General features: G+C 60.6%; 24 protein-coding genes and 1 tRNA gene. 12 read left to right on the forward strand and 13 right to left on the reverse strand.

Annotated features, from left to right (window positions below; translation table 11 throughout):
- Window positions 1-43: 43 nt before the first annotated feature.
- On the forward strand, window positions 44-652 hold the full coding sequence (gene hfq / locus A7A77_RS09455; RefSeq protein WP_082836026.1) for an RNA chaperone Hfq: 609 nt from the start codon (window positions 44-46) through the stop codon (window positions 650-652).
- Window positions 653-721: 69 nt separating this feature from the next.
- Window positions 722-1,993, forward strand: a complete 1,272-nt coding sequence (gene hflX / locus A7A77_RS09460; RefSeq protein ID WP_082836027.1) for a GTPase HflX — start codon at window positions 722-724, stop codon at window positions 1,991-1,993.
- 3 nt (window positions 1,994-1,996) lie between these two features.
- Here hflX and mazG read toward each other — a convergent pair whose 3' ends face one another.
- The 9 genes from mazG to A7A77_RS09500 form a co-directional block, all read right to left on the reverse strand.
- The gene (gene mazG, locus A7A77_RS09465) at window positions 1,997-2,773 is read right to left on the reverse strand and encodes a nucleoside triphosphate pyrophosphohydrolase (protein WP_425388558.1); all 777 of its coding nucleotides are present in this window, start codon (window positions 2,771-2,773) and stop codon (window positions 1,997-1,999) included.
- A gap of 152 nt (window positions 2,774-2,925) precedes the next feature.
- Entirely contained in the window at window positions 2,926-3,099 is a 174-nt protein-coding gene (locus A7A77_RS17825; RefSeq protein ID WP_156500498.1) for a hypothetical protein, read from the reverse strand.
- Complete coding sequence (locus A7A77_RS09470) at window positions 3,096-3,863, reverse strand: MBL fold metallo-hydrolase (protein WP_066556782.1); 768 nt, start codon at window positions 3,861-3,863, stop codon at window positions 3,096-3,098. The genes A7A77_RS17825 and A7A77_RS09470 overlap by 4 nt, the downstream gene beginning before the upstream one ends.
- On the reverse strand, window positions 3,860-4,636 hold the full coding sequence (locus tag A7A77_RS09475; RefSeq protein WP_066556785.1) for a TatD family hydrolase: 777 nt from the start codon (window positions 4,634-4,636) through the stop codon (window positions 3,860-3,862). Before A7A77_RS09475 ends, A7A77_RS09470 begins: the two co-directional genes overlap by 4 nt.
- Window positions 4,636-6,195 (reverse strand): methionine--tRNA ligase, encoded by a 1,560-nt coding sequence (gene metG / locus A7A77_RS09480; RefSeq protein ID WP_066556787.1) that lies wholly within the window; start codon window positions 6,193-6,195, stop codon window positions 4,636-4,638. The genes A7A77_RS09475 and metG overlap by 1 nt, the downstream gene beginning before the upstream one ends.
- Window positions 6,196-6,274: 79 nt before the next feature.
- Window positions 6,275-7,249 carry an AAA family ATPase gene (locus A7A77_RS09485; RefSeq protein WP_066556790.1) on the reverse strand — a complete coding sequence of 325 codons (975 nt, stop codon included), beginning with the start codon at window positions 7,247-7,249 and terminating at the stop codon, window positions 6,275-6,277.
- The gene (tmk, locus tag A7A77_RS09490) at window positions 7,246-7,878 is read right to left on the reverse strand and encodes a dTMP kinase (protein ID WP_066556795.1); all 633 of its coding nucleotides are present in this window, start codon (window positions 7,876-7,878) and stop codon (window positions 7,246-7,248) included. Before tmk ends, A7A77_RS09485 begins: the two co-directional genes overlap by 4 nt.
- Window positions 7,875-9,089 (reverse strand): D-alanyl-D-alanine carboxypeptidase family protein, encoded by a 1,215-nt coding sequence (locus A7A77_RS09495; protein WP_082836028.1) that lies wholly within the window; start codon window positions 9,087-9,089, stop codon window positions 7,875-7,877. Before A7A77_RS09495 ends, tmk begins: the two co-directional genes overlap by 4 nt.
- A 47-nt stretch (window positions 9,090-9,136) precedes the next feature.
- Window positions 9,137-10,177: a lytic murein transglycosylase gene (locus tag A7A77_RS09500; RefSeq protein ID WP_082836029.1), complete on the reverse strand. Its 1,041-nt coding sequence runs from the start codon at window positions 10,175-10,177 to the stop codon at window positions 9,137-9,139.
- A 103-nt stretch (window positions 10,178-10,280) separates the two neighbouring features.
- Between A7A77_RS09500 and A7A77_RS09505 the strand changes: the two genes are divergently transcribed.
- From A7A77_RS09505 to A7A77_RS09535, 8 genes are all read left to right on the forward strand, one after another.
- A tRNA-Ser gene (locus A7A77_RS09505) sits at window positions 10,281-10,370 on the forward strand.
- A gap of 142 nt (window positions 10,371-10,512) precedes the next feature.
- Window positions 10,513-11,685, forward strand: a complete 1,173-nt coding sequence (locus A7A77_RS09510; protein ID WP_066556798.1) for a tyrosine-type recombinase/integrase — start codon at window positions 10,513-10,515, stop codon at window positions 11,683-11,685.
- Window positions 11,682-12,404, forward strand: coding sequence for a hypothetical protein (locus A7A77_RS17830; RefSeq protein WP_156500499.1), 723 nt, complete (start codon window positions 11,682-11,684; stop codon window positions 12,402-12,404). Before A7A77_RS09510 ends, A7A77_RS17830 begins: the two co-directional genes overlap by 4 nt.
- Window positions 12,405-12,521: 117 nt before the next feature.
- On the forward strand, window positions 12,522-12,716 hold the full coding sequence (locus A7A77_RS17835) for a helix-turn-helix domain-containing protein (RefSeq protein ID WP_216635567.1): 195 nt from the start codon (window positions 12,522-12,524) through the stop codon (window positions 12,714-12,716).
- Complete coding sequence (locus A7A77_RS09520) at window positions 12,713-12,997, forward strand: hypothetical protein (RefSeq protein WP_066556804.1); 285 nt, start codon at window positions 12,713-12,715, stop codon at window positions 12,995-12,997. Before A7A77_RS17835 ends, A7A77_RS09520 begins: the two co-directional genes overlap by 4 nt.
- Window positions 12,994-13,299 (forward strand): hypothetical protein, encoded by a 306-nt coding sequence (locus A7A77_RS09525; protein WP_066556806.1) that lies wholly within the window; start codon window positions 12,994-12,996, stop codon window positions 13,297-13,299. The genes A7A77_RS09520 and A7A77_RS09525 overlap by 4 nt, the downstream gene beginning before the upstream one ends.
- A gap of 49 nt (window positions 13,300-13,348) precedes the next feature.
- A complete protein-coding gene (locus A7A77_RS09530) occupies window positions 13,349-14,089 on the forward strand; it encodes a hypothetical protein (RefSeq protein ID WP_156500500.1) in 741 nt (246 codons plus the stop codon).
- 466 nt (window positions 14,090-14,555) lie between these two features.
- On the forward strand, window positions 14,556-15,494 hold the full coding sequence (locus A7A77_RS09535; protein WP_066556818.1) for a radical SAM/SPASM domain-containing protein: 939 nt from the start codon (window positions 14,556-14,558) through the stop codon (window positions 15,492-15,494).
- Window positions 15,495-15,614: 120 nt separating this feature from the next.
- On the opposite strand, the gene A7A77_RS09540 is transcribed toward A7A77_RS09535, so the two are convergent.
- Entirely contained in the window at window positions 15,615-16,454 is an 840-nt protein-coding gene (locus A7A77_RS09540; protein ID WP_066556820.1) for a phytanoyl-CoA dioxygenase family protein, read from the reverse strand.
- A 406-nt stretch (window positions 16,455-16,860) separates the two neighbouring features.
- Between A7A77_RS09540 and A7A77_RS09545 the strand changes: the two genes are divergently transcribed.
- Window positions 16,861-17,265: a hypothetical protein gene (locus tag A7A77_RS09545; protein WP_156500501.1), complete on the forward strand. Its 405-nt coding sequence runs from the start codon at window positions 16,861-16,863 to the stop codon at window positions 17,263-17,265.
- Window positions 17,266-17,346: 81 nt separating this feature from the next.
- On the opposite strand, the gene A7A77_RS09550 is transcribed toward A7A77_RS09545, so the two are convergent.
- Window positions 17,347-17,709, reverse strand: a complete 363-nt coding sequence (locus tag A7A77_RS09550; protein WP_172799879.1) for a PilZ domain-containing protein — start codon at window positions 17,707-17,709, stop codon at window positions 17,347-17,349.
- Window positions 17,710-17,923: 214 nt separating this feature from the next.
- Between A7A77_RS09550 and A7A77_RS09555 the strand changes: the two genes are divergently transcribed.
- The gene (locus A7A77_RS09555; protein WP_216635568.1) at window positions 17,924-18,544 is read left to right on the forward strand and encodes a hypothetical protein; all 621 of its coding nucleotides are present in this window, start codon (window positions 17,924-17,926) and stop codon (window positions 18,542-18,544) included.
- Between the two features lie 13 nt (window positions 18,545-18,557).
- Here the strand turns inward: A7A77_RS09555 and A7A77_RS09560 are convergent, their stop codons facing one another.
- Window positions 18,558-19,199 (reverse strand): YitT family protein, encoded by a 642-nt coding sequence (locus tag A7A77_RS09560; protein WP_066556833.1) that lies wholly within the window; start codon window positions 19,197-19,199, stop codon window positions 18,558-18,560.
- A 47-nt stretch (window positions 19,200-19,246) separates the two neighbouring features.
- Entirely contained in the window at window positions 19,247-19,417 is a 171-nt protein-coding gene (locus A7A77_RS17840; RefSeq protein ID WP_156500502.1) for a hypothetical protein, read from the reverse strand.
- Window positions 19,418-19,450 lie beyond the last annotated feature (33 nt).

Here is a 19,450-nt window from a genome sequence, read left to right on the forward strand (position 1 = left end):
GCGGACGGGAAAGAACCCGCCGCCAACAACAAGGAGGCCAAAATTGGCTGGTAAGACTCTCTCGATCCGCACCCCCGCTCCCTCTGAAAAGGCGGAGGTTGCACCTGAAAAACCGGTGGCAAAGACCACGGCTGCAAAGACCTCACCTGCAAAGTCCGCGGCGAAGGCTACGCCAACGCTCAAGGGCAAGAACCTGCAGGACCTGTTCCTCAATCATGTGCGCCGCAACAAGACCCCCGTCACGATGTTCCTTGTGAAGGGTGTGAAGCTGCAAGGCATCGTCACATGGTTCGACAATTTCTCGATCCTGCTGCGCCGTGACGGCCAGTCGCAGCTTGTTTACAAGCATGCGATCAGCACGATCATGCCGACGCAGCCGGTCGATGCCGACCAGTTCGAAATTGCCGAGGACGGCAAGGGCAAGCGCCAGTTGCAGGACGTGTTCCTGTCGTCCGTGCGCGATGCCGGCGTTCAGGTCACGATGTTCCTGATCAACGGTGTCATGCTTCAGGGCCGCATCGCCGCTTACGACCTGTTCTGCATGCTGCTGGAACGCGAAGGTTACGTCCAGCTCGCCTACAAGCACGCCGTTTCGACCGTACAGCCGGTCACGCATGTCGACCTGTCGGGCGACTGGGACGACGAAGACTAAGAACGAGAAGACACTCTGAACGACGACGTTACCGGAGAGGTCAGCCGCGGTGCCCGCGCCGTGGTTGTCATGCCAGACATCCGTTCTGCCCATCTGGCGGACCCGGAATCGCGTCTGGAGGAAGGCTGCGGCCTTGCTCTCGCCATCGGTATCGTCGTCGTCGACAATTTCATCATCCCCGTCCGTGAAGTGAAAGCCGGTACCTTGTTCGGTTCCGGTCAGATCGATCGCATCAAGACGGCGTGCGACATGGAAGAAGCGGACCTTGTCATCGTCGACGGGGCCTTGTCAGCGATCCAACAGCGCAATCTTGAGGAAAAGATCGGTCGCAAGGTGATCGACCGGACGGGACTGATCCTCGAAATCTTTGGCGAACGGGCGGCGACGGCCGAAGGGCGGCTACAGGTAGAGCTCGCCCACCTCGATTATCAGGCCGGGCGGCTCGTGCGCAGCTGGACGCACCTTGAGCGTCAGCGCGGCGGCTTCGGTTTCCTCGGCGGCCCCGGCGAAACGCAGATCGAGGCTGACCGCCGCATGATCCGCGACCGGATGGCGCGATTGCGTCGCGAACTTGAACAGGTGCGCCGCACGCGCGCCCTGCACAGAGCGCGACGGGGAAGGGCGCCCTGGCCCGTCATCGCGCTTGTCGGCTATACCAACGCCGGAAAGTCTACTCTTTTCAACCGCATGACCGGTGCCGACGTCATGGCGGAGGACTTGCTGTTCGCCACGCTCGATCCCACGATGCGGGCCATAGAACTGCCCGGCGTGGAAAAGGCGATCCTGTCCGATACCGTCGGTTTCATCTCGGACCTGCCGACCCAGCTTGTCGCCGCGTTTCGCGCCACGCTTGAGGAAGTGACCGGCGCCGATGTCATCGTGCACGTTCGCGATATCTCCAGCCCCATGGCCGACATGCAGAAAAGCGAGGTCGAGCAGGTTCTGACCGATCTCGACATCAATACGGGCGAGGAGGGCGGGCTGACCATCCCCGTGATCGAGGCGTGGAACAAATGGGACAATCTGGACCCCGCCCGTCAGGAAGAACTGCTCGAACAGTCCGCGCACGAAAGCCTTCCGGTGATCCCGATGTCCGCCTTGACCGGTTTCGGCACCGACGCGTTATTGCGTCAGGCTTCGGACATGCTGACTGCTTCCGCGCGGGTTCACACGTTCACCTTGCCCGCTACCGACGGCCAACGCATTGCGTGGCTGCATGCCCATGGCGAGGTGCTGAGAGAAGATCCGGGTGAAGACGGATCAGGGCTGCCGCAGCTTGAGATCGATGTCCGGCTGGACCCGCGCGAATATGGAAAATTTCTCAGTCTAACGGAAGGTTGATGGTCACTCTTCGGATTTCACTCGAGACCAGAGTGCATCTTGCGCATCAAGTTTCAACTGTGCGAAATCGTCTCCGTCACGCGCGGCCATTGCTTCCATAGCCGCAAAACGCCGTTCGAACTTGCGGTTTGCGGCACGTAGCGCCTCTTCCGGGGCAATGTCCTGTTTGCGCAGCCAGTTCACCATTGCGAAGAGCATATCGCCAGCTTCTTCCAGCTTGTGCCCTGGCTCGGTTGCTTCCTCGAACTCGTTGATCTCCTCTCGCAGCTTGTCGGCAGCGCCTCCAGAATCCGGCCAATCGAACCCGACACGTGCCGCGCGTTTCTGCAGCTTCTCGGCCCGTGTCAGGGCAGGCAGTGCCAGTGCGACTCCGGCCAATGCTCCCGATTGGGCCTTCGATTGGCGTTCTGCGGCCTTGATCGTTTCCCAATTCCTGCGGATCGAGACGGCTTCGTTGTCAGCCGTTTCACCGAAGATATGTGGATGGCGCCGCTCCATCTTGTCGGCGATGCCTTCTGCCACATCCGCGAACGTGAAATGACCGAGCTCTTCCGCCATGCGCGAGTGGAACACTACCTGAAGCAGGAGATCGCCCAGTTCATCGCGCAATTCTTCCATGTCGTCACGGGCGATAGCGTCGGCAACCTCGAACGCTTCCTCGAGCGTGTACGGCGCGATCGAGGCAAAGTCCTGCGCAAGATCCCATTCGCAACCGGTGTCCGGATCGCGCAAACGCGCCATTACACCAAGCAGTCGCGCAATCGGGCTATCGTTTTCCATGTCGGCCATTCCCAATGCGGTATTCATTGAATGGCAGGGGGGCAAGTGAAGCCCGCCACAAGCGCGAATTGTGCGATGCCCTGCGCCGCCCCGCAAACCTCATGATTAGATAATATATATTATGTTAAATTATAAAGTGCACTTCAACGCCTTCAAGCCAGTCCCAGCGCCTTGAAGCCCAGCGCCACCAAGGCAAATAACCCCACCCAGATCGCTATCATCCGCAGCGTCTTGCCGTGCGGAACATCATACGAGCGATAGTTCGCGATCATCAGCGCTAACCAACCGAGCATGCTGATCAGTGACACGATGCCGAGCGTCGTCACAGCGCGATCTCCATGCCGTCATATGCAGCTTCAACGCCTACGGGTGTTTCGTCGTTTAGCGCCTGATAATCCAAGCTCTTGTCCAGATGAGTCAGTACCGTGCGTCGCGCACCAGATCGTTCGGCGAGTTCAAGCGCCATGCCGAGATGCGCATGCGTCGGGTGCGGTTCGCGGCGCAGACAATCGACCACCAGAATGTCGACGCCATCCATCAGCGATACGAGCTCATCGGGAATTTCGCTGATGTCCGTCGCGTAACCGATTGAATGCGTGCCGTTATCAAAGCGAAAAGCGGTACTTTGCGCCGGTCCGTGTCGTACCTGGCACCATTCCACGCGCATGCCGGCAACGATGCGCAACCTGTCCAGAGTGTCGAGGTTTACGATAGTGGGATAGCCGTGCTGTCCTGCAAACACGTACCCGAACCTTTGCCGCAGACGCCTGACCGTCTCATTGGCGGCATAGCCCGGAATGGGGCCATCCCGCCCGTATCGCATCACGCGAAGGTCGTCGATACCATGACAGTGATCGGCGTGATCGTGCGTCCAGAACACCGCATCGATGCTGGCGATATCATTGGCAAGCAGCTGCTGCCGAAGGTCCGTGGAGGTATCCACGAGCACCCGCTGACCGTCATCGGCCTCGACAATGATGGAAACCCGCGTCCGCCGGTTCTTCGGATTGTCGGGGTCACATGCACCCCAGTCATTGCCTAGTCGCGGTACGCCGGTCGATGTGCCGGAGCCAAGGATCAGCAGTTTCACGCCGCCGCCTTGGTGAACAGGGTATGGAAGTTGTGGCCGGTCTGTTCGGCCAGCGTTTCGGGACTTACACCCCGCAGGTTAGCAACGAATGCGAGAGTGTCCGAAACGAAAGCAGGTTCGCATGTTTTCCCGCGATGCGGGATAGGTGCAAGGAATGGCGAGTCCGTTTCGACCAGCAGGCGATTTTCAGGAATGGCCTTAGCCGTGTCCTGCAAATCCTTGGCATTCTTGAATGTTACGATACCAGACAGTGATATCGAAAGGCCCAGTTCAAGGACGGCCTCTCCGAACGGCTGCGATGCGGTGAAACAATGGATCAGGGCGGGAAATGCGTCCTTGCCCGCCTCCTCGCGCAGGATTGCCAGCGTGTCATCCTCTGCATCGCGGGTGTGGATGATCAGAGGCAGCTGCGTTTCTCGACAGACATCGATGTGCATGCGAAACAGTGCCTGCTGCACCTGACGGTCGGAATGATCGTAATAGTAATCCAGCCCGGTTTCACCGATGCCGATCACGCGCGGGTGCTTGGTCGCCTTTAAAAGAGCTTCACGGCCAAGATCCGCGTGCTTGTCCGCTTCATGCGGATGAATGCCGACACTGGCCCAGACATCCGGTTCCCGTTCCGCGACGGCGACAACGGCATCCCACTCGGATTGACGGGTCGAGATGTTGAGGAAACCCCTCACCCCCCGTTCCCGCGCCCGGCGTAGCACTTCGTCCTGCTGCTCAACGAGCCCGGCGTAATTCAGATGGCAGTGGGAATCGACGAGCATCAGGCCGGCGTTTCCTCTGGCATTTCAAGGCGGGGGAAGACGCCGACCGGCTTGTCGACGCGGAAGCCGTCGGCGACGAGCGTATCGAACCAATCCGAACTGCCAAGCGCGCCGTATCCGCGAGCATCTGCTTCTATGCCCATCTGGTCCAGCAACCGGTCGATAGACCCCGGCACGACCGGACGCACTGCAATCGCCAGATCGTGAACGCAGCGGAACAAGGTCATGAGGACGGCAGCCATCCGGTCGGGATCGGTCTTGCGCAAGGCCCACGGCGCCATTTCGTCGACATACTGGTTGCAGGCGAAGACAGCGCGCATCCACGCTTCGAGCCCCTCGCTGAATGCAAGCCGTTCGAAGCGGTCCTGCAGTTCCGTGATTGCATCGGCGACACTGGTTTCCAGCGCGACATCGGCATCATCCTTGGATGCAACCGAAAGAACGCCATCCACGTTTTTGAAAATCATGGATAAAGTGCGCTGGGCCAGATTGCCGAAACTGTTCGCAAGTTCGGCATTGGCACGGGTCACGATTGCTTCGGGCGAATACGAGCCGTCCTGCCCGAAGGCAATTTCCCGCAGCAGGAAGTAACGGAGCGGATCGACACCGAACTTTTCGGCCAGTTCGACCGGATCGGTCACATTGCCCAGCGACTTCGATTCTTTCTGGCCGCGGTTGAGCAGGAAGCCGTGCCCGTACACCTGCCTGGGCAAGGGCAAGCCGGCACTCATCAGGAAGGCCGGCCAGTACACGGCGTGGAAACGAACGATATCCTTGCCGATCAGGTGAAGGTCGGCGGGCCAGAACTTTTCGAAGTCCGGCGTTTTTTCAGGATAGCCGAGGCCGGTGAGATAGTTCGTCAGGGCATCGACCCATACATACATGACATGTTCGTCCGCGCCCGGCACCTTCACGCCCCAGTCGAAGCTGGTGCGGGATACCGACAGGTCGCGCAGGCCGCCCTCGACAAAGCGCTGCACTTCGTTGCGGCGGCTTGCCGGTCGGATGAAATCGGGGTTGTCGCGATAAAGCGCCAGCAATGGTTCCTGATACTTCGACAAGCGGAAGAACCAGCTCTCCTCCACCGTCCATTCGACCGGCGTGCCTTGAGGCGAGAGCTTTTCGCCCCCTTCCCCGTCTGTGAGTTCGCTCTCGTCGTAATAGGCTTCATCGCGGATCGAGTACCAGCCCTCGTAACGGTCGAGGTAGAGGTCGCCGCTGGCCTCCATCGCCTGCCAGATCGCCTGGCTCGCGGCGTGATGGCGGTCTTCCGTGGTACGGATGAAATTATCGTAGCTGATATCAAGTATGTCGAACAAGATACGGAAATAACCGGACATTTCATCGCAAAGCTGGCGCGGTGTCACGCCCAGATCGCGCGCCTTTTGCGCCATCTTCAAGCCATGCTCGTCAGTGCCGGTCTGGAACCGCACCTCCCGCCCCTTCGCGCGCTGGAAACGTGCCATGACGTCCGCGGCAATGGTTTCGTAGGCATGGCCGATATGCGGCTTGCCATTGGGATAGTGGATCGCGGTGGTGATATAATAAGGGTCGGCCATCGGCCCGATGCTTTCGTCAATTCGCGGGAGGTTGCAAGGACTTTGACCCTTGCAGGCGCATTCGGCGGGCATTTGCCCGTCAGACGCTTCCCTTAGGTGCGGCAGCCGACGCCAGCAACCCGCCAATTTCGACAACGGCAAGGCCGGGATCGAAATTCGCATAAGGTATCTCCGCCCCGAAGCGGGTGAGCTTGGCGTGCACCTCGATCAGTCGGGCCTGTACCGGTCGGGAGGCAAGGCCCGCATTCTCCGCACAGATCGTGCGGGCCAGTTCCACGCTGGCCAGAAGACGCTCCCGATCAGGCCGTGCGCCGATCGCCGCGGCAAGTGCCCCGCGTCGGGAAAAATCGGCATCGCCGTTCTCTACGATCCCCAGCAGTTCCTTTCGGATCGTGGCAAGATCGTTGTCGATGAAACGCAAGGCTGCACCGGGCGAACCATGCGCCGCTTCCACCGCCGATTTACGCGCCTGCTCGCTAGCATCCGGCCGCAAGGCCCGCGTGACCGCCTCTACGTCCGCCATATCAAGGGGCCGGAACCGCAGGGTGCGGCATCGTGACCTGACGGTTGGCAACAGGCCGCCCGGTCGATGGGAAACAAGCAGGAAAATGCTGCCGACCGGCGGTTCCTCCAGGCTTTTGAGCAGTGCGTTGACTGCCGATTTTTCCAGATCGTCGGCGCTGTCGAACACGATCGCACGTTTGGAACCGAGCGTAGGGCGCGTGTTCAAGCGCCGCTGCATCGCGCGCACCTGGTCGACCGTGATGCTCCGCTTGGTAGCGAAGGGCTTGCCTTCCTCGCGCTTCTTCTCGTCATCGGAAGTTGCAGGCAGGCGTTCCAGCCACAGAATGTCCGGATGATGCTCAACCGGCGGTTGCGCGACGTCAGGCTCTGCCACCAGCTCAGCCGCTGCCGCCTTGGCAAATCCCGATTTTCCGAGCCCCGCAGGTCCGGTCAGCAACCATGCGTGGTGCATCCGCCCGCCTCCGATCGCGGCATGCCACTCACGCCAAGGCTCTTCGTGACCGAGCAGAACGCCCATACTCGCGCTCATGCTAAGGCCAGCAAGGGTTCGAGCGCGTGCATGACGCGGGCATGGACATCGCCTTCGCTGCCATCTCCCGAAATGCGCACGAAGCGGCGCGGCTCCTTGTCGGCCAGTTCGCGGAAGCGGTCGCGGACCATGGCGTGATAGTCTGCGCCCTTTGCCCCGATCCGGTCGGACGCACCGGCATCGCGAACAGCTGCCCGCTGCGCCGCAGTTCCGGGATCCAGCTCAAGGAGAAGAGTGCAATCCGGCAACAGGCCGTCACTACCGATGTCGTGCAGCGTCATGACCTGTTCGTCACCCAGCCCCCCTGCTCCGCCCTGATAGGCGCGACTCGAATCGAGGAAACGGTCACACAGCACCCACTTCCCATCGGCCAGTGCCGGACGGATCAGGTTTGCGACGTGATCGGCGCGGGCAGCCGCGAACAGCAGTGCCTCTGCCCGCGCATCCCAGTTGAGGTTGCTGTCCAGCAGTAGCGCCCGCAACGCCTCGGCTCCCGCCGTACCGCCCGGCTCTCGCGTAATCAGGTGCGGTATGCCGCGACGCTGCAGCGCATCTGCCAGGAGGCGGATCTGGGTGGACTTTCCGGCCCCCTCCCCGCCTTCGAACGTGATGAAACGCCCGCGTGTCACGTGACGATCGCCAGCAGCCCGTTGCGCAGCCGCTGCCACCAGTTGGCAGTGTCGACATCCTCTGCCGCGACAAGCGGGACGCTGCCCCGCGATCCGTCGGCCGTGGTGATTTCCAGCGTGGCGATCTTGTCACCCTTGCGCACCGGCGCGACGGCAGGACCGCGATAGCGTACGGAAACCCTGGCATCGGCTTGTTGGCCTTGCGGCACGGTGACGAACACCGGCCGTTCGGCATTCAGCATCACCGTCCGGTCCGCGCCGCCCTGCAAGGCAACCGAGGCAACGGCCTGCCCGGCACCATAAAGCCGGCGCGCGCTCCAGTCGTCGAAGCCCCAGTTGATGAAATCGCGGGCAATTGCCTTGCGCGCGCGGCCGCTTTCCGTGCCGCCGATCACCATCACGATCCGCCGTCCGTTACGCTCTGCCGATCCTACAAAGCCGTAGCCAGCCTCGTTCGTGAAGCCCGTTTTCAGGCCGTCTGCACCCTGAACCGCGCCAAGAATTGGGTTGCGGTTGTTCTGCGTGATGCCGTTGTAAGCGAAGCTGGGCTGGCTGAAATAGCGGCGATAGAGTCCGGGGTGGCGCGTGATGATCGCCTGGGCCAGCGTCGCAAGGTCCCTTGCGCTGGTGTAGGTTCGCCCCTCGTCCATCCAGCCGTTAGGCGTGTTCCAGTGGCTGTCGTGCATGCCAAGCTGCCGAGCCTTGGCATTCATCAGCGCGGTGAAGGCCGGAACGCTTCCTGCCGCTCCTTCGGCAAGGACGACGCAGCCGTCGTTGGCCGAGACCGTGTCGATGGCGTGGAGCAGGGTATCGACCGTGATCGCGGCGCCGCGCGGCACGAACATCGTCGAACCCTTGCCGCTCCACGCGCGGAAGGTTTCGTCCCTGACCGGAAGGCGCTGATCCAGCGACAGCGAGCCTTCCTCGATCATTTCGAACGCGGTGTAGAGCGTCATCAGCTTGGTAAGCGAAGCCGGCATGAAGCGCCGGTCCGCTTCACGGCTGTAAAGAACGCGGCCCGAACCGAGGTCGACCATCAACGCGATCGGCGCACCTTCCAGCGAAGGGGGCAAATCGGCACCATCCGATATCGCAACAGCCCCATCGCCCGATCCCCCGCCGCCCTGCGCACCGGTGGCGGGGGAGACGAGCAGCGCCGCGGCAGCCAGAGCCACGGCCGTTGTTCGGGCAAGTTGGCGGATCGCGGTCATATCGCCGGTAGGAACCTTCACTAAGCCGCCGGGGCGATGCCCGCCCGTCAGCGCCTGATTTCGTCTGCCAGAAGGCCTACCGAAAGCGCGTAGTAGTTGGAACAGTTGTAATCGAGAATCACCCGATAATTACCGGTCAGCAAATAGGCTGTCTTGCCCGGCCCGTCCGGTTCGAACAGCGATGCCATTGTATCGTCCGACACCAACCGCTGCGGGCGCACGCCAAGTGCCTTCCACTCGGCAATGGTTCGCCACTGGCTGTGGCGAGCGAACACCCGCGGACAACGGGGCGAAACAAGCTGCGTCTTCAGCGAATCCCGATCGAAACCGGCAGGAACGTATGCGGGAAGGCCCCAAGGCTCGCCCTTGCGCCATCCTGCCGACTGGAAATAGGCGGCGATCGAGGCCAGCGTGTCGGCGCGGCTGTTCCAGATATCGCGCGTGCCGTTGCCGTCACCGTCTTGCGCGACGCGGAGCCAGACGGATGGCAGGAACTGCGGGTTCCCGATGGCGCCGGCCCAGCTGCCGGTCAGCTGCGAGCGGCTTACCCCGCGATCCAGCATCTTCAGCGAAGCGACGAGTTCATCCTCGAACAGTTCGCGCCTGCGCCCTTCATAGGCAAGCGTGGCAAGCGAGCGGATAGTGTCGAAACCGCCCATGAAAGAGCCGTAGTTCGTTTCATGCCCCCAAATCGCGACAAGGATCTCGCCCGGCACGCCATACTTCGCCTCCACCGCGGGAATCAGCGATGCGCTGGATGCATAAGTACGCTGGCCACCGGCAATCCGTGCGGCATCGACATGTTCGCGCCGATAGGGTTCGAATGGCGGGGGTACAGAATTGGGATCGTACGCCTGCGGGCGATCAAGTGCGACCACCCGCTCGTTGATAGTAAGCCCCGAAAGCCCCGAAGCGATGGCACGTTCGGACACGCCCTCCGCCCTCGCCCTTGCGGCGACTTTCTGCAAATACGCTTCGAAGCCGGCTTGCGTAAATGGCTGTGCAATGGCGGGGGAGGAGAATGCAATGATGCCGACGGCAAGCGCAAGCATCTGAACAAAATGGCGGAATCGGTCAGAAAAGATCATGCGGCAAGCATGACACAGCATGTCGCCCGTGTGAATCCCGACTTGCGATGCATGCACCAGATTGCGTGACAAACCGAAACGAACGCGCTAGCGGCCTGCGGACGGACAGGTGGCCGAGTGGTTTAAGGCAGCGGTCTTGAAAACCGCCGTGCGGGCAACCGTACCGTGGGTTCGAATCCCACCCTGTCCGCCAATTGGCTCTTTCCAGCCGAACCTCCCAGCCCCAAAACAGCCACTAAAATAGAGAGAAATAGGGACTTTCCTGTTTCCAGCCGCCCCTTGCCGTTTCCCACTAACCGCGATACGGTGTGGTAAATTGTGTGGGAGCAATGGCAATGGGCAAGCTGACGGCGACAGCCGTGAAGGCGATGAGCGAGCCGGGGCGCTATGGTGATGGCGACGGGCTTTTCCTTTTGGTCGGCAAGCGCGGCGGCAAAAGCTGGATGGTGCGCGTCCAGAAAGCCGGGCGGCGGCGCGATATCGGTCTTGGCAGCGCGAGCAAGGTTTCACTGGCGTTGGCGCGGGAACGTGCCCGCCTGACACGCTCTCAAGTGGAAGCGGGAATCGATCCGGTGGCCGAGCGGCGCAAGGCGGCTGGCGTTCCCACGTTTCGCGAGGCGGCGGCGCTGGTCCATGCCGAGCACAAGGCAAGCTGGAAGAACGGCAAGCACAAGGATCAATGGCTATCGAGCCTAGAGGCCCATGCCTTCCCTGACATTGGCGACAGGTCGGTGGCCGAACTGGACGCGGCGGCGGTGCGCGATGTGCTTGCTGCCATCTGGTTGAAAAAACCTGAAACGGCGCGGCGTGTTCGCCAACGCATCCGCACAGTGATCGATTGGGCCGTGGCCAAGGGATACCGCGATGGGCCGTTGGCAATGGCGGTGATCGACAAGGCGCTCCCCAGGCAACGCGAGCGGGTGAAACATCACAAGGCCGTGCCCTACGCTGAAATGCCCGCCTTTATGGCAGCACTACGCGCGCGCGAGACAATTGGGCGGCTGGCGCTGGAAGCAGTTATCCTGACCGCTGCCCGTTCCGGCGAAGTGCGGCTGGCCGAATGGTCGGAAATTGATCTGGACGCGGCGACGTGGACTATTCCAGCCGAGCGCATGAAGGCGGGACGCGAACATGTTGTTCCACTATCCGATGCGGCGGTGCGGCTGTTCGAGCGCATGAAGGCATACAAGCGCGGTGGGTCCGATCTGGTCTTTCCGGGACAGGCCAAGGGTAAGCCCCTATCCGACATGACGCTAACCAAGGCGCTTCGCGACATGGGCCGGGATGAAACCGCGCACGGCTTTCGCAGCACGTTCCGCGACTGGGTGGCCGAGCAGACGAACTGGCCGGCAGAACTGGCCGAGGCCGCACTGGCGCACGTTATCAATGATAAAACGATTGCGGCCTATCAACGCGGCACGATGCTGGAAAAGCGTCGGCAAATGATGGCGGCTTGGGCTAGCGTTACTATCAGTGGTTGTGCTCGCAACGTGGTGGCTATGCGATGATGGATTGGGAAAATTGGCTTACTCCCCTCGCTGCCGTTGAGCTTTTAGAACCGCGTTATGGGAAGGATGCCAAAAGGGTAATCGTGACTCGTTGCGAACGCGGCCTTCTTGACGGGCTTGCGACGATATTGGTGAACACGTTTCATAATCGCACCGAAGCTCAATGGGACGGCGAATACGAGCGCTACTTCGAAGTGCCATGCGATGACACCCGTCATGAATTGAGAATCCTGCCCTCGACCTTCTGGTCGAAGGCAATGGCTGATGCTCCCGCTGAAGGTTGCGACGATCAGGATGGTTTCGGACGCACAGTTTATGCAGACTGGGAAATTGGCGACTTCGGGTTCAAGCAAGTCTACTGCCCTAGCGATGCACCCGAGCAATGGGACCGCTCTGAAGCTGCGGGTGTCCATTTCAATCGCAAACAAATCCAACTTGTCGCAGGTCCAGCAAGGACCGGCTTCCAGACCGCTCGCGAATTGCCGCCTTCACGAAATAAGTATGACTGGGAGGCCGCGATAGCCGCATTTGGAGGGGCGCAAAATAAACTAGACGTTGTGCCCGACCTATACGCGCATGGTGCTCAAGCTGAAATTGAACGATGGTTGAGCGCTTGGTTTGAAGCACGAGGTGAAAACCCTGCTGAACCGACGATCCGACCCAAAGCGGCGTTAATTTTGCGAGAATATCAAAAGGCTGATGGAGCAAATCTTCGGTGAGATTAGCCTCAATCAGCCTTATCATCCGACAGCCTGCGTATCCCTAGGTAACCTCTGCCTGCCCTGCACATCGCAGGTGCCGCCCCGGCGCTCCCGGTGGATCAGAGGCTGAGACTGATGAATGACTTTCCTGAAATGATGCCGATGGCCGAGTTTTGCTCGCGCTATCGGATTGGCCGCACCACGGCTTACCGCGAGGTGGCCGCTGGCCGCTTGAGAATCCGCAAGCTGGGTACCGCCACGCGCATCGCCCGCGCTGATGCCGAGGCATGGGCTGAAAGTCTCCCGTTGCGAGAAGGCGGTGCGCTATGAGTGCGGCGGAAACGGCGCTGGGCGCTGGAAGCGAAAACCCCCCGGTCGGTGGTGCGACCGAGGGGCAGTGCAATAGTGTGAGAGCCATTGCCCGTTCGCTATACGTCGCAAGCTACATGGACGGCAAGGCCGAACCTGTGGTGAGGCTTCCCCGTCGCGCCATCGACGGCGCTGTGGCAGTGCTCATCGCCGCGCTCGATTGGGCAGATGGTGATGATGACCGCGAACCGAACGGCGACGACGAACCAGACAGCGATGCCGAACCGGAGGATGGGCTGTGAGCGCGGTGGAAGGCCGTAGGCAGGCCGATAGCCTCGTTGTCGTGTTCGGTGCCCCTGATGGCCGCAAATGGCCGTACAAGGGCAAGCGCGGGCGTGTGGTCGATATGCTCGCGCAGAACGCTGCGGGAATCACCCAGCACGATACCTTGCCGTGGCATACGCGGCTGGGTGGCACGATCCACGCGCTGCGACAGGATGGGCTGGAAATCAGCACTGAACTGGAAGGCCCCTATCGCCACGCGCGGTATCGCCTGCACACTCCAGGCCGGATTGTGACGCGCAAGAGCGACCCAGCCGCCTGAACCGGACAGGGGCGGCGGATGGCCCGTCGCCCCGTCCCTCCCCGTTCCATTGAAACTTGGACGCGCTGGCGTTTCGCTCCCTGATAAAACAGGGAGAAAACAGGGACGTGCCCGTTTGGCACGCGGCTTGCTATATATGAGTTACGGGCTTGCTTTCCGACCATTACGAAAGGGCGGCGCGAACAACCGCGCTAATCGCGTATCGCACTATCTGACGCGGCGACAGGTCGAGGACATTATCGCGGCGGCTGATTATGCAGAAGCGATGGGCTGGGGATTCTCCCGGCACTGGTCGGTGCATCTGGAACGGGCGGGCATTCCGGACAGCATGGGCGCGCCGTTCGTGACGCGGTTGCTCGATAGGGCGCGGCGACACCTGAAACGGCGTGGGGTGGAACTGGTCGCAATCTGGGTGCGCGAGAACAGCCCGGAAAGCGGCTCGTACGTGCATATCCTGTTGCACCTGTCCAAGTCGGTGAACCTGCGGAACCTGACGCGCAAATGGATTGTGGCGGCTGGCGGCAGCTATCGCCGCAGGGTCAGCAAGATGCGGACAATTGGCGGGCGGCTGGGCGTGGAAGGGGCAGACCCGGCGCATTACTGGGCCAATGCCGATGCGGTGCTGTCCTATGTGCTAAAGGGATGCAGTGAAGAGACTGGTAAAACTTTGGGACTGCGGCTCATGGGGCGAGGTGGCGAGGTTGTCGGCAAGCGGGCGGGGTGCTCGCAGGTGATTGGACCGGATGCACGGCGAATGGCTGATTTTGCGCACGGCATCGAAGGTTGCTAATGACTGAAATGGGGTCGTTAGCTGAAATTCCGCTTTGCGAGCACGTATCGTAAGAGGCGGACACTGCTCGACTTGAGCGCCGGGGGGCGATCAAGACTTCTCGGGCCAGACCCAGTGGGACCGCAACCGATCAATAATTCCCGCATTCACAGTTCAAAAATGGGGGGGGTGGGCAAAGCTCTAGGCCCAAACTGGCTGGGAGCGGTGCCAGTCCTCCAAGATAACGCAAATACAGTTTCTCGCCCGCGCGAGAGTTTCAGCGCCGCCTTCGATAGGTTTCGGGCGCTATGCGGCTATCGACCGCCGATTCCGATTGGGCGTCCGAGGAAGGCTGCTCAGTTTTCGGCATCGCGGGCGTGAATATCTACCCGATCAATGGGAGGAGTCGATCCGCATCACGATTCAGTAACTTTGGGTTAACCTTATAATGGTGTTATGCAGCCTTAATTAATGCAGTGGGGGTTGCATGTTCTACAATCCGATTAAAAATCATCCCGAGGCTATTTTCGTCCAGCTTACGACAGGCTGCAACGCGAAGTGCACAAGTTGCCCGCATCCCTTCACCTACGGTAACGAAGGGCACCACAAGGCGGGCAATATGTCTCAGCAGACTTGGGACGAGTTCGTGCGGCAGGTGGCTGATGCGGGCTATCGCGGACAGGTGGGGCTTTATCTTCACCACGAACCACTTTTGGTGAAAAGCCTCGGGCGTAAGATCAAGGACATCAACGAGCGGACGAAAGCATATGTCGTCCTTTCAACCAACGGCGCATTGCTGACCGAAGATCGGCGCCAGGAGTTGATAGAGGCGAAGCCCCGTCAGGTTCATGTCAACATGAGTTCTGCCGACCCCGAGCAATACAGCGACATCATGAAGCTTGATTGGGAAGTGACCCGCATCAACACGCACGCCTTCATCAAGGAGGCTGGCAATGCGATCAATATCGAAATTAACTGCCCGGTGCTGCCTGGCGTGGATACGACTTTGCTCGAAAAGGAGTTCCCGACCGTCAAGGTGAACGCGGAATACTACGCGAACAGCCGTGGCGGGTTGCTGGACGACGTATCGGCAGAAGGCATGGGAAGCCGCTTCAAGATTGCCACGGCCTGCGACCAGCCTAGCCAGAATTTCAACGTGCTGTTCGACGGTTCGGTGATTGTCTGCTGCATGGACTGGGAGCATGAAAGCAAGTCGGATTTCCCGACTATTTTCGAGCAGGATATGTTCGCCACTTATGGCGGCGCGACGATGAAGGGCATCCGCCGAGAATTTAACGACGGCGACTATTCGCGTTACAAGATGTGCACCAACTGCGCGCAGGAAATGGGCTTTAATGTCGGGGTGCCGATAAGGCGAGCAGACCAATTGAAAAACGCCTGCCGAAAATTAGTGCGCTCGCTCTAGCACAGACCCCGCTTCGGCGGGGTTTTTCGCGTCAGTAGCGATTGAGCGGGCGACCGGGGACCGTGACGACGCAGAAGTTCGACGCCTACCGCGCCAGTGCCGGGCAATAGCTCATTCAAATCAGCTCAATCCCGGTATCCGCCTCAGCAGTCCTTGATGGATCGGCAAGTCGCCCATCCGCGTCACTGACTTTCCGGTCTCAACATTGAAGGGGCATCGCATCCGGCGCTTGCCTTCACCCGACTGGAGCGGTGTCCAGTAGCGGCATCCGCGAAAGTAGTAGTGCGTCACCTGGCTGTGCCGGGTGCGGGCGGGATCTAAGATTGGATTGCCGCCGTGGAGGAGGTTGGCAGACCAGATCAGGGCTTGCCCTTTCGCAAGGTGCGCCTCTGCGCGTTCCATGCCTTCGGTTCGGCGCTGAATTTCCGGCTCGTAATGGCTTCGGTAGAGGTCATAGCCTTTCACTCGCCAGCCAGACACGCCCAGTTCGTCCATCGTCACATGAGGCAGGCGGTGGGAGCCAGGATAATAGTGCAGGGGGCCGTTTTCGGCGTCGATATCTTCAAGCGCAACCCACACGCCCGCCATGAAGTCGGCGGGAAGGCTGCTGAAATGAATCGTGTCGGAGTGCGTATGCTGCTGGGTTCCCACGGGGAAATTCAGCGTCTGAAAAGCGAACGGTTCGCGCCCGTATAGCAAGTGCAACACGCGCGCGACCTCGGCATTGAGGGCAAGCCTTTTGACCGCTTCGACGCTGCGCCACGCATCCTGAACACGGCCATCGTCGTCAGGATAGGAGACACCCTCGATGATTTGATCGGGGAGGGAGTCGATATCGAGGTCCAGGACGAGATATCCGGTTTCCCTGAATTTAATTACCGCTGCCTTGTCGTCAGCATCGAGACCGGCAGTAAGGCCGTCAAGGTCGTCGCGAAGGTAGAAAGGTGTTTGTCCGCTCATAGTCGGACCTTCTGACCAGTCGGCCTAAACATCAAGTAAAAGGGTTCGCCATGCACAAGCTAATCATCCTCGCTTCTGCGGGGCTTGTGCGTCCGTAGCGGCAGCGTTCCTCACCGGCGCCGACGATGCACGGGCATTTCACGCAAACCTTCCGATAGTCGATTTGGCTGACGGCATCCGCGCCCGCTCCTATTCCTCTCCCTACATCCCTAAGCGGCGTTGACGCTGGGCCTGTGTGGTAGAAAATGTGGGAGCAATTTGAAACGTTTGATTTAAAATTGATATATTTCAAATATATTGGAGGTTTTATAGGCAGACACCCTGTCCGCCACCATTGCGCCTACCCCCTGCATAAGGCATCCTGTTTGTCAGGAACCGGCACCTTTGATTGGTAGAGCACACAGGCATGTCAAAACTTTCCATGCTGGCCGTCGGCACTCTCGTTATCGCCATTGGCGTGACAGGTCCCGGCCACGCTCAGGATGCAGCCGAGACTGCGGCCATTCTTTCGGGGAGCGGACAGACAGGCGGCGCCCAGCGTTCGCTTGGTTCCAACATCGCGCGCAGTATCAACTCCGCCAGCAACGCCATTGGCGCCCAGCAACAAGATCGGCAGCGATCGGTTCGTCGCGCGCAGGGCGGTTCGATCCGGGTTGGCGGGGCACTTCCTGCCGGCATCGATCCGCTGGCAGGAACGGACGCCACGACTTACGAACTGGCCAACGGTTCCGCCATCACCACCACCGGTCGGTTGAATACGGACGCAGGCACCGCTTGCACCCGCAATTGCAAGGACGCGCCCGGCCAGTAGCGAACAGGGTGCGGCGTAAGTCACGTCAGGCAAGAATCCCGCCCGCCACTCCTGCCCCAGGGGAGTGACGGACGGTGCGCATCAGCAGACGGAGCGCAGGTTTCCCTGTTCCAACACGATCTGCTGACGCGGTGCGATTCCGCGAATGGATGCCCGCAACGCCTGACGCGTGATGTCGTCCACGACGGTGGGGCGCAGCGGAGTGGAAAAACGCAGTCCGACTGCCTCTCCATGACGTGCCCAGCGCACTTCGGCGACGATGCTGTGTTCATCGCCGAATGTCAGTTCCACCTTGTCAGCACGGCGCAAGGCCAGACGCGGCGATTGCAAGCCGCAACCTTCGGACGAGAGATCGACAACAGTCGCGCGCTGCGGCAATCCCGGGCCGGTGCGGACCCGGCAGTTCGAATGGATCGTCTGGCGCTGTTCCTGGCGGCATTGCATGGCTTTTCCCTCCGTCGTCGAGACCTTCGACATGGCATTTGAAGCTAAGACACAAACTTCATCGCCTATCGGGACTGCGGTTACAAAGTTGGTAACCAAAACCTTTCCGCCCTGTCCCGCGATCGAACACCCTGGCCGGAAGAACGGGAACGCACGCAGCGACTGTCCGTTGAGCCTGCGACGGCAGGGAACTGAAATTTCGAGGAGATCTGCCGTGGAAGGCGTAAATCCGTTAGTGTGGGTGCTTGTCGCGGTATTCGCGATTGCAGCCCTTTTGGTATGGTATCTGGCCGCGCGGCGGCGCACGGCGAACCTGCGCAACAAGTTCGGCGACGAATACGATCGCACTGTCGATCACGTCGGCAACACCGGAAAGGCCGAAGCCGCGCTGGAAGAGCGCCAGCGCCGTGTGAACGCGCTGGAAATCCGTCCTCTTACCTCTCGCGAGCATGACGAGTATGCGCGCGAATGGCATGATGTGAAGGCCGTTTTCGTCGAGAGTCCGGCCGAAGCGGTTCTCCACGCAGATCGCCTCCTTGCGAAAATCATGAAGACCAAGGGCTTCCCGATGGCTGATTTTTCGCGTCGTTATGAAGATCTGACTGTCGATCACGGCGATGTCGCCCGCCATTACATGGCCGGACACGATATTGCGGATCGGCAGAACCGCGGCGAGGTATCGACCGAAGACCTGCGTCAGGCGATGATCCATTACGAAGCGCTGTTCGACGAGCTGGTTGCCGACGTCGCGCATCCCGATGCGGCGCCGGTTTCCACGCGCCAACCCGTCTCCACCCGACCGGCGGTATCGCGCCGCGCCGAAGAAGTTCATTGATGGCGCACGGCGGTCAGTAGCCGGTGTAACGCCCCGGCTTGTGATAGGCGATAAGGATGCCGCTGACCGCCGCCACGCTCAACACTGAATAGATCGCCTTGTCGGACGGAACGACGAGGATCGCCGCCACGATGATGGCGGCGTCGAGCACGAAGCTCATCCACCCGACGCTCCAGCCCTTTTTCCGCTGCAGCCAGATCGACAGGATGGTCACCCCGCCCACCCCCGCCTTGTGACGAAGCATCGCGAGAATCCCCGCGCCGCAACTTGTCCCGCCGGCGATGGCTGCAAATGCGGGGTGAACGCTGTCGATTTGCACAGAAAGGCGTGTCACGGCCACCCAGATCGAAACCATGGCCACCGCCGCAACCGACTTGAAAAAGAAACTCCGCCCCAACGCACTCCATGCCAGCAGGAAGAACGGCATGTTGAGAAGCCAGAAAGCGACATCGACGGTAATGGGCGAGATATAGGAAAGCAGCAGAGCAACCCCGCCCATGCCGGCTGTCACGATCCCGCCCGCCTTCATCAGCGTCAGGCCGATGGCCATCATTACCGAGCCCGTCGCGAGCCCGTAGATATCTTCGGCAAGGGAATGCGATCGGGGTTCGGGAAACGCTTCGGCGACTGCCGTGGATCTGGAACTGTTCGCCATGCGCGGCGCGCTACCCCAGCGTGCCCTCGCTTACAAGCTTGGCTCGCCTAGCTAAGCTGTTGCGTCAACTGGTGAAGAGGCTCGCTAAGGCCCTTGGTCGGTTCGGGTGCAGCCTCGTCTGCCTGCTGGTTCATCGACATGCCACGGTCGAGTTGCCGGGTTGCCCGCCCGGTAGCGATCGCCGGCATCGTTTCGAGATCCTGAATTTCGAATTCCATCGGACTGCTCCAAAGCCAAGTGCCTTGATTACA

The sequence above is a fragment of the Croceicoccus bisphenolivorans genome (genome assembly GCF_001634625.1).
GTDB classification, from domain to species: domain Bacteria; phylum Pseudomonadota; class Alphaproteobacteria; order Sphingomonadales; family Sphingomonadaceae; genus Croceicoccus; species Croceicoccus bisphenolivorans.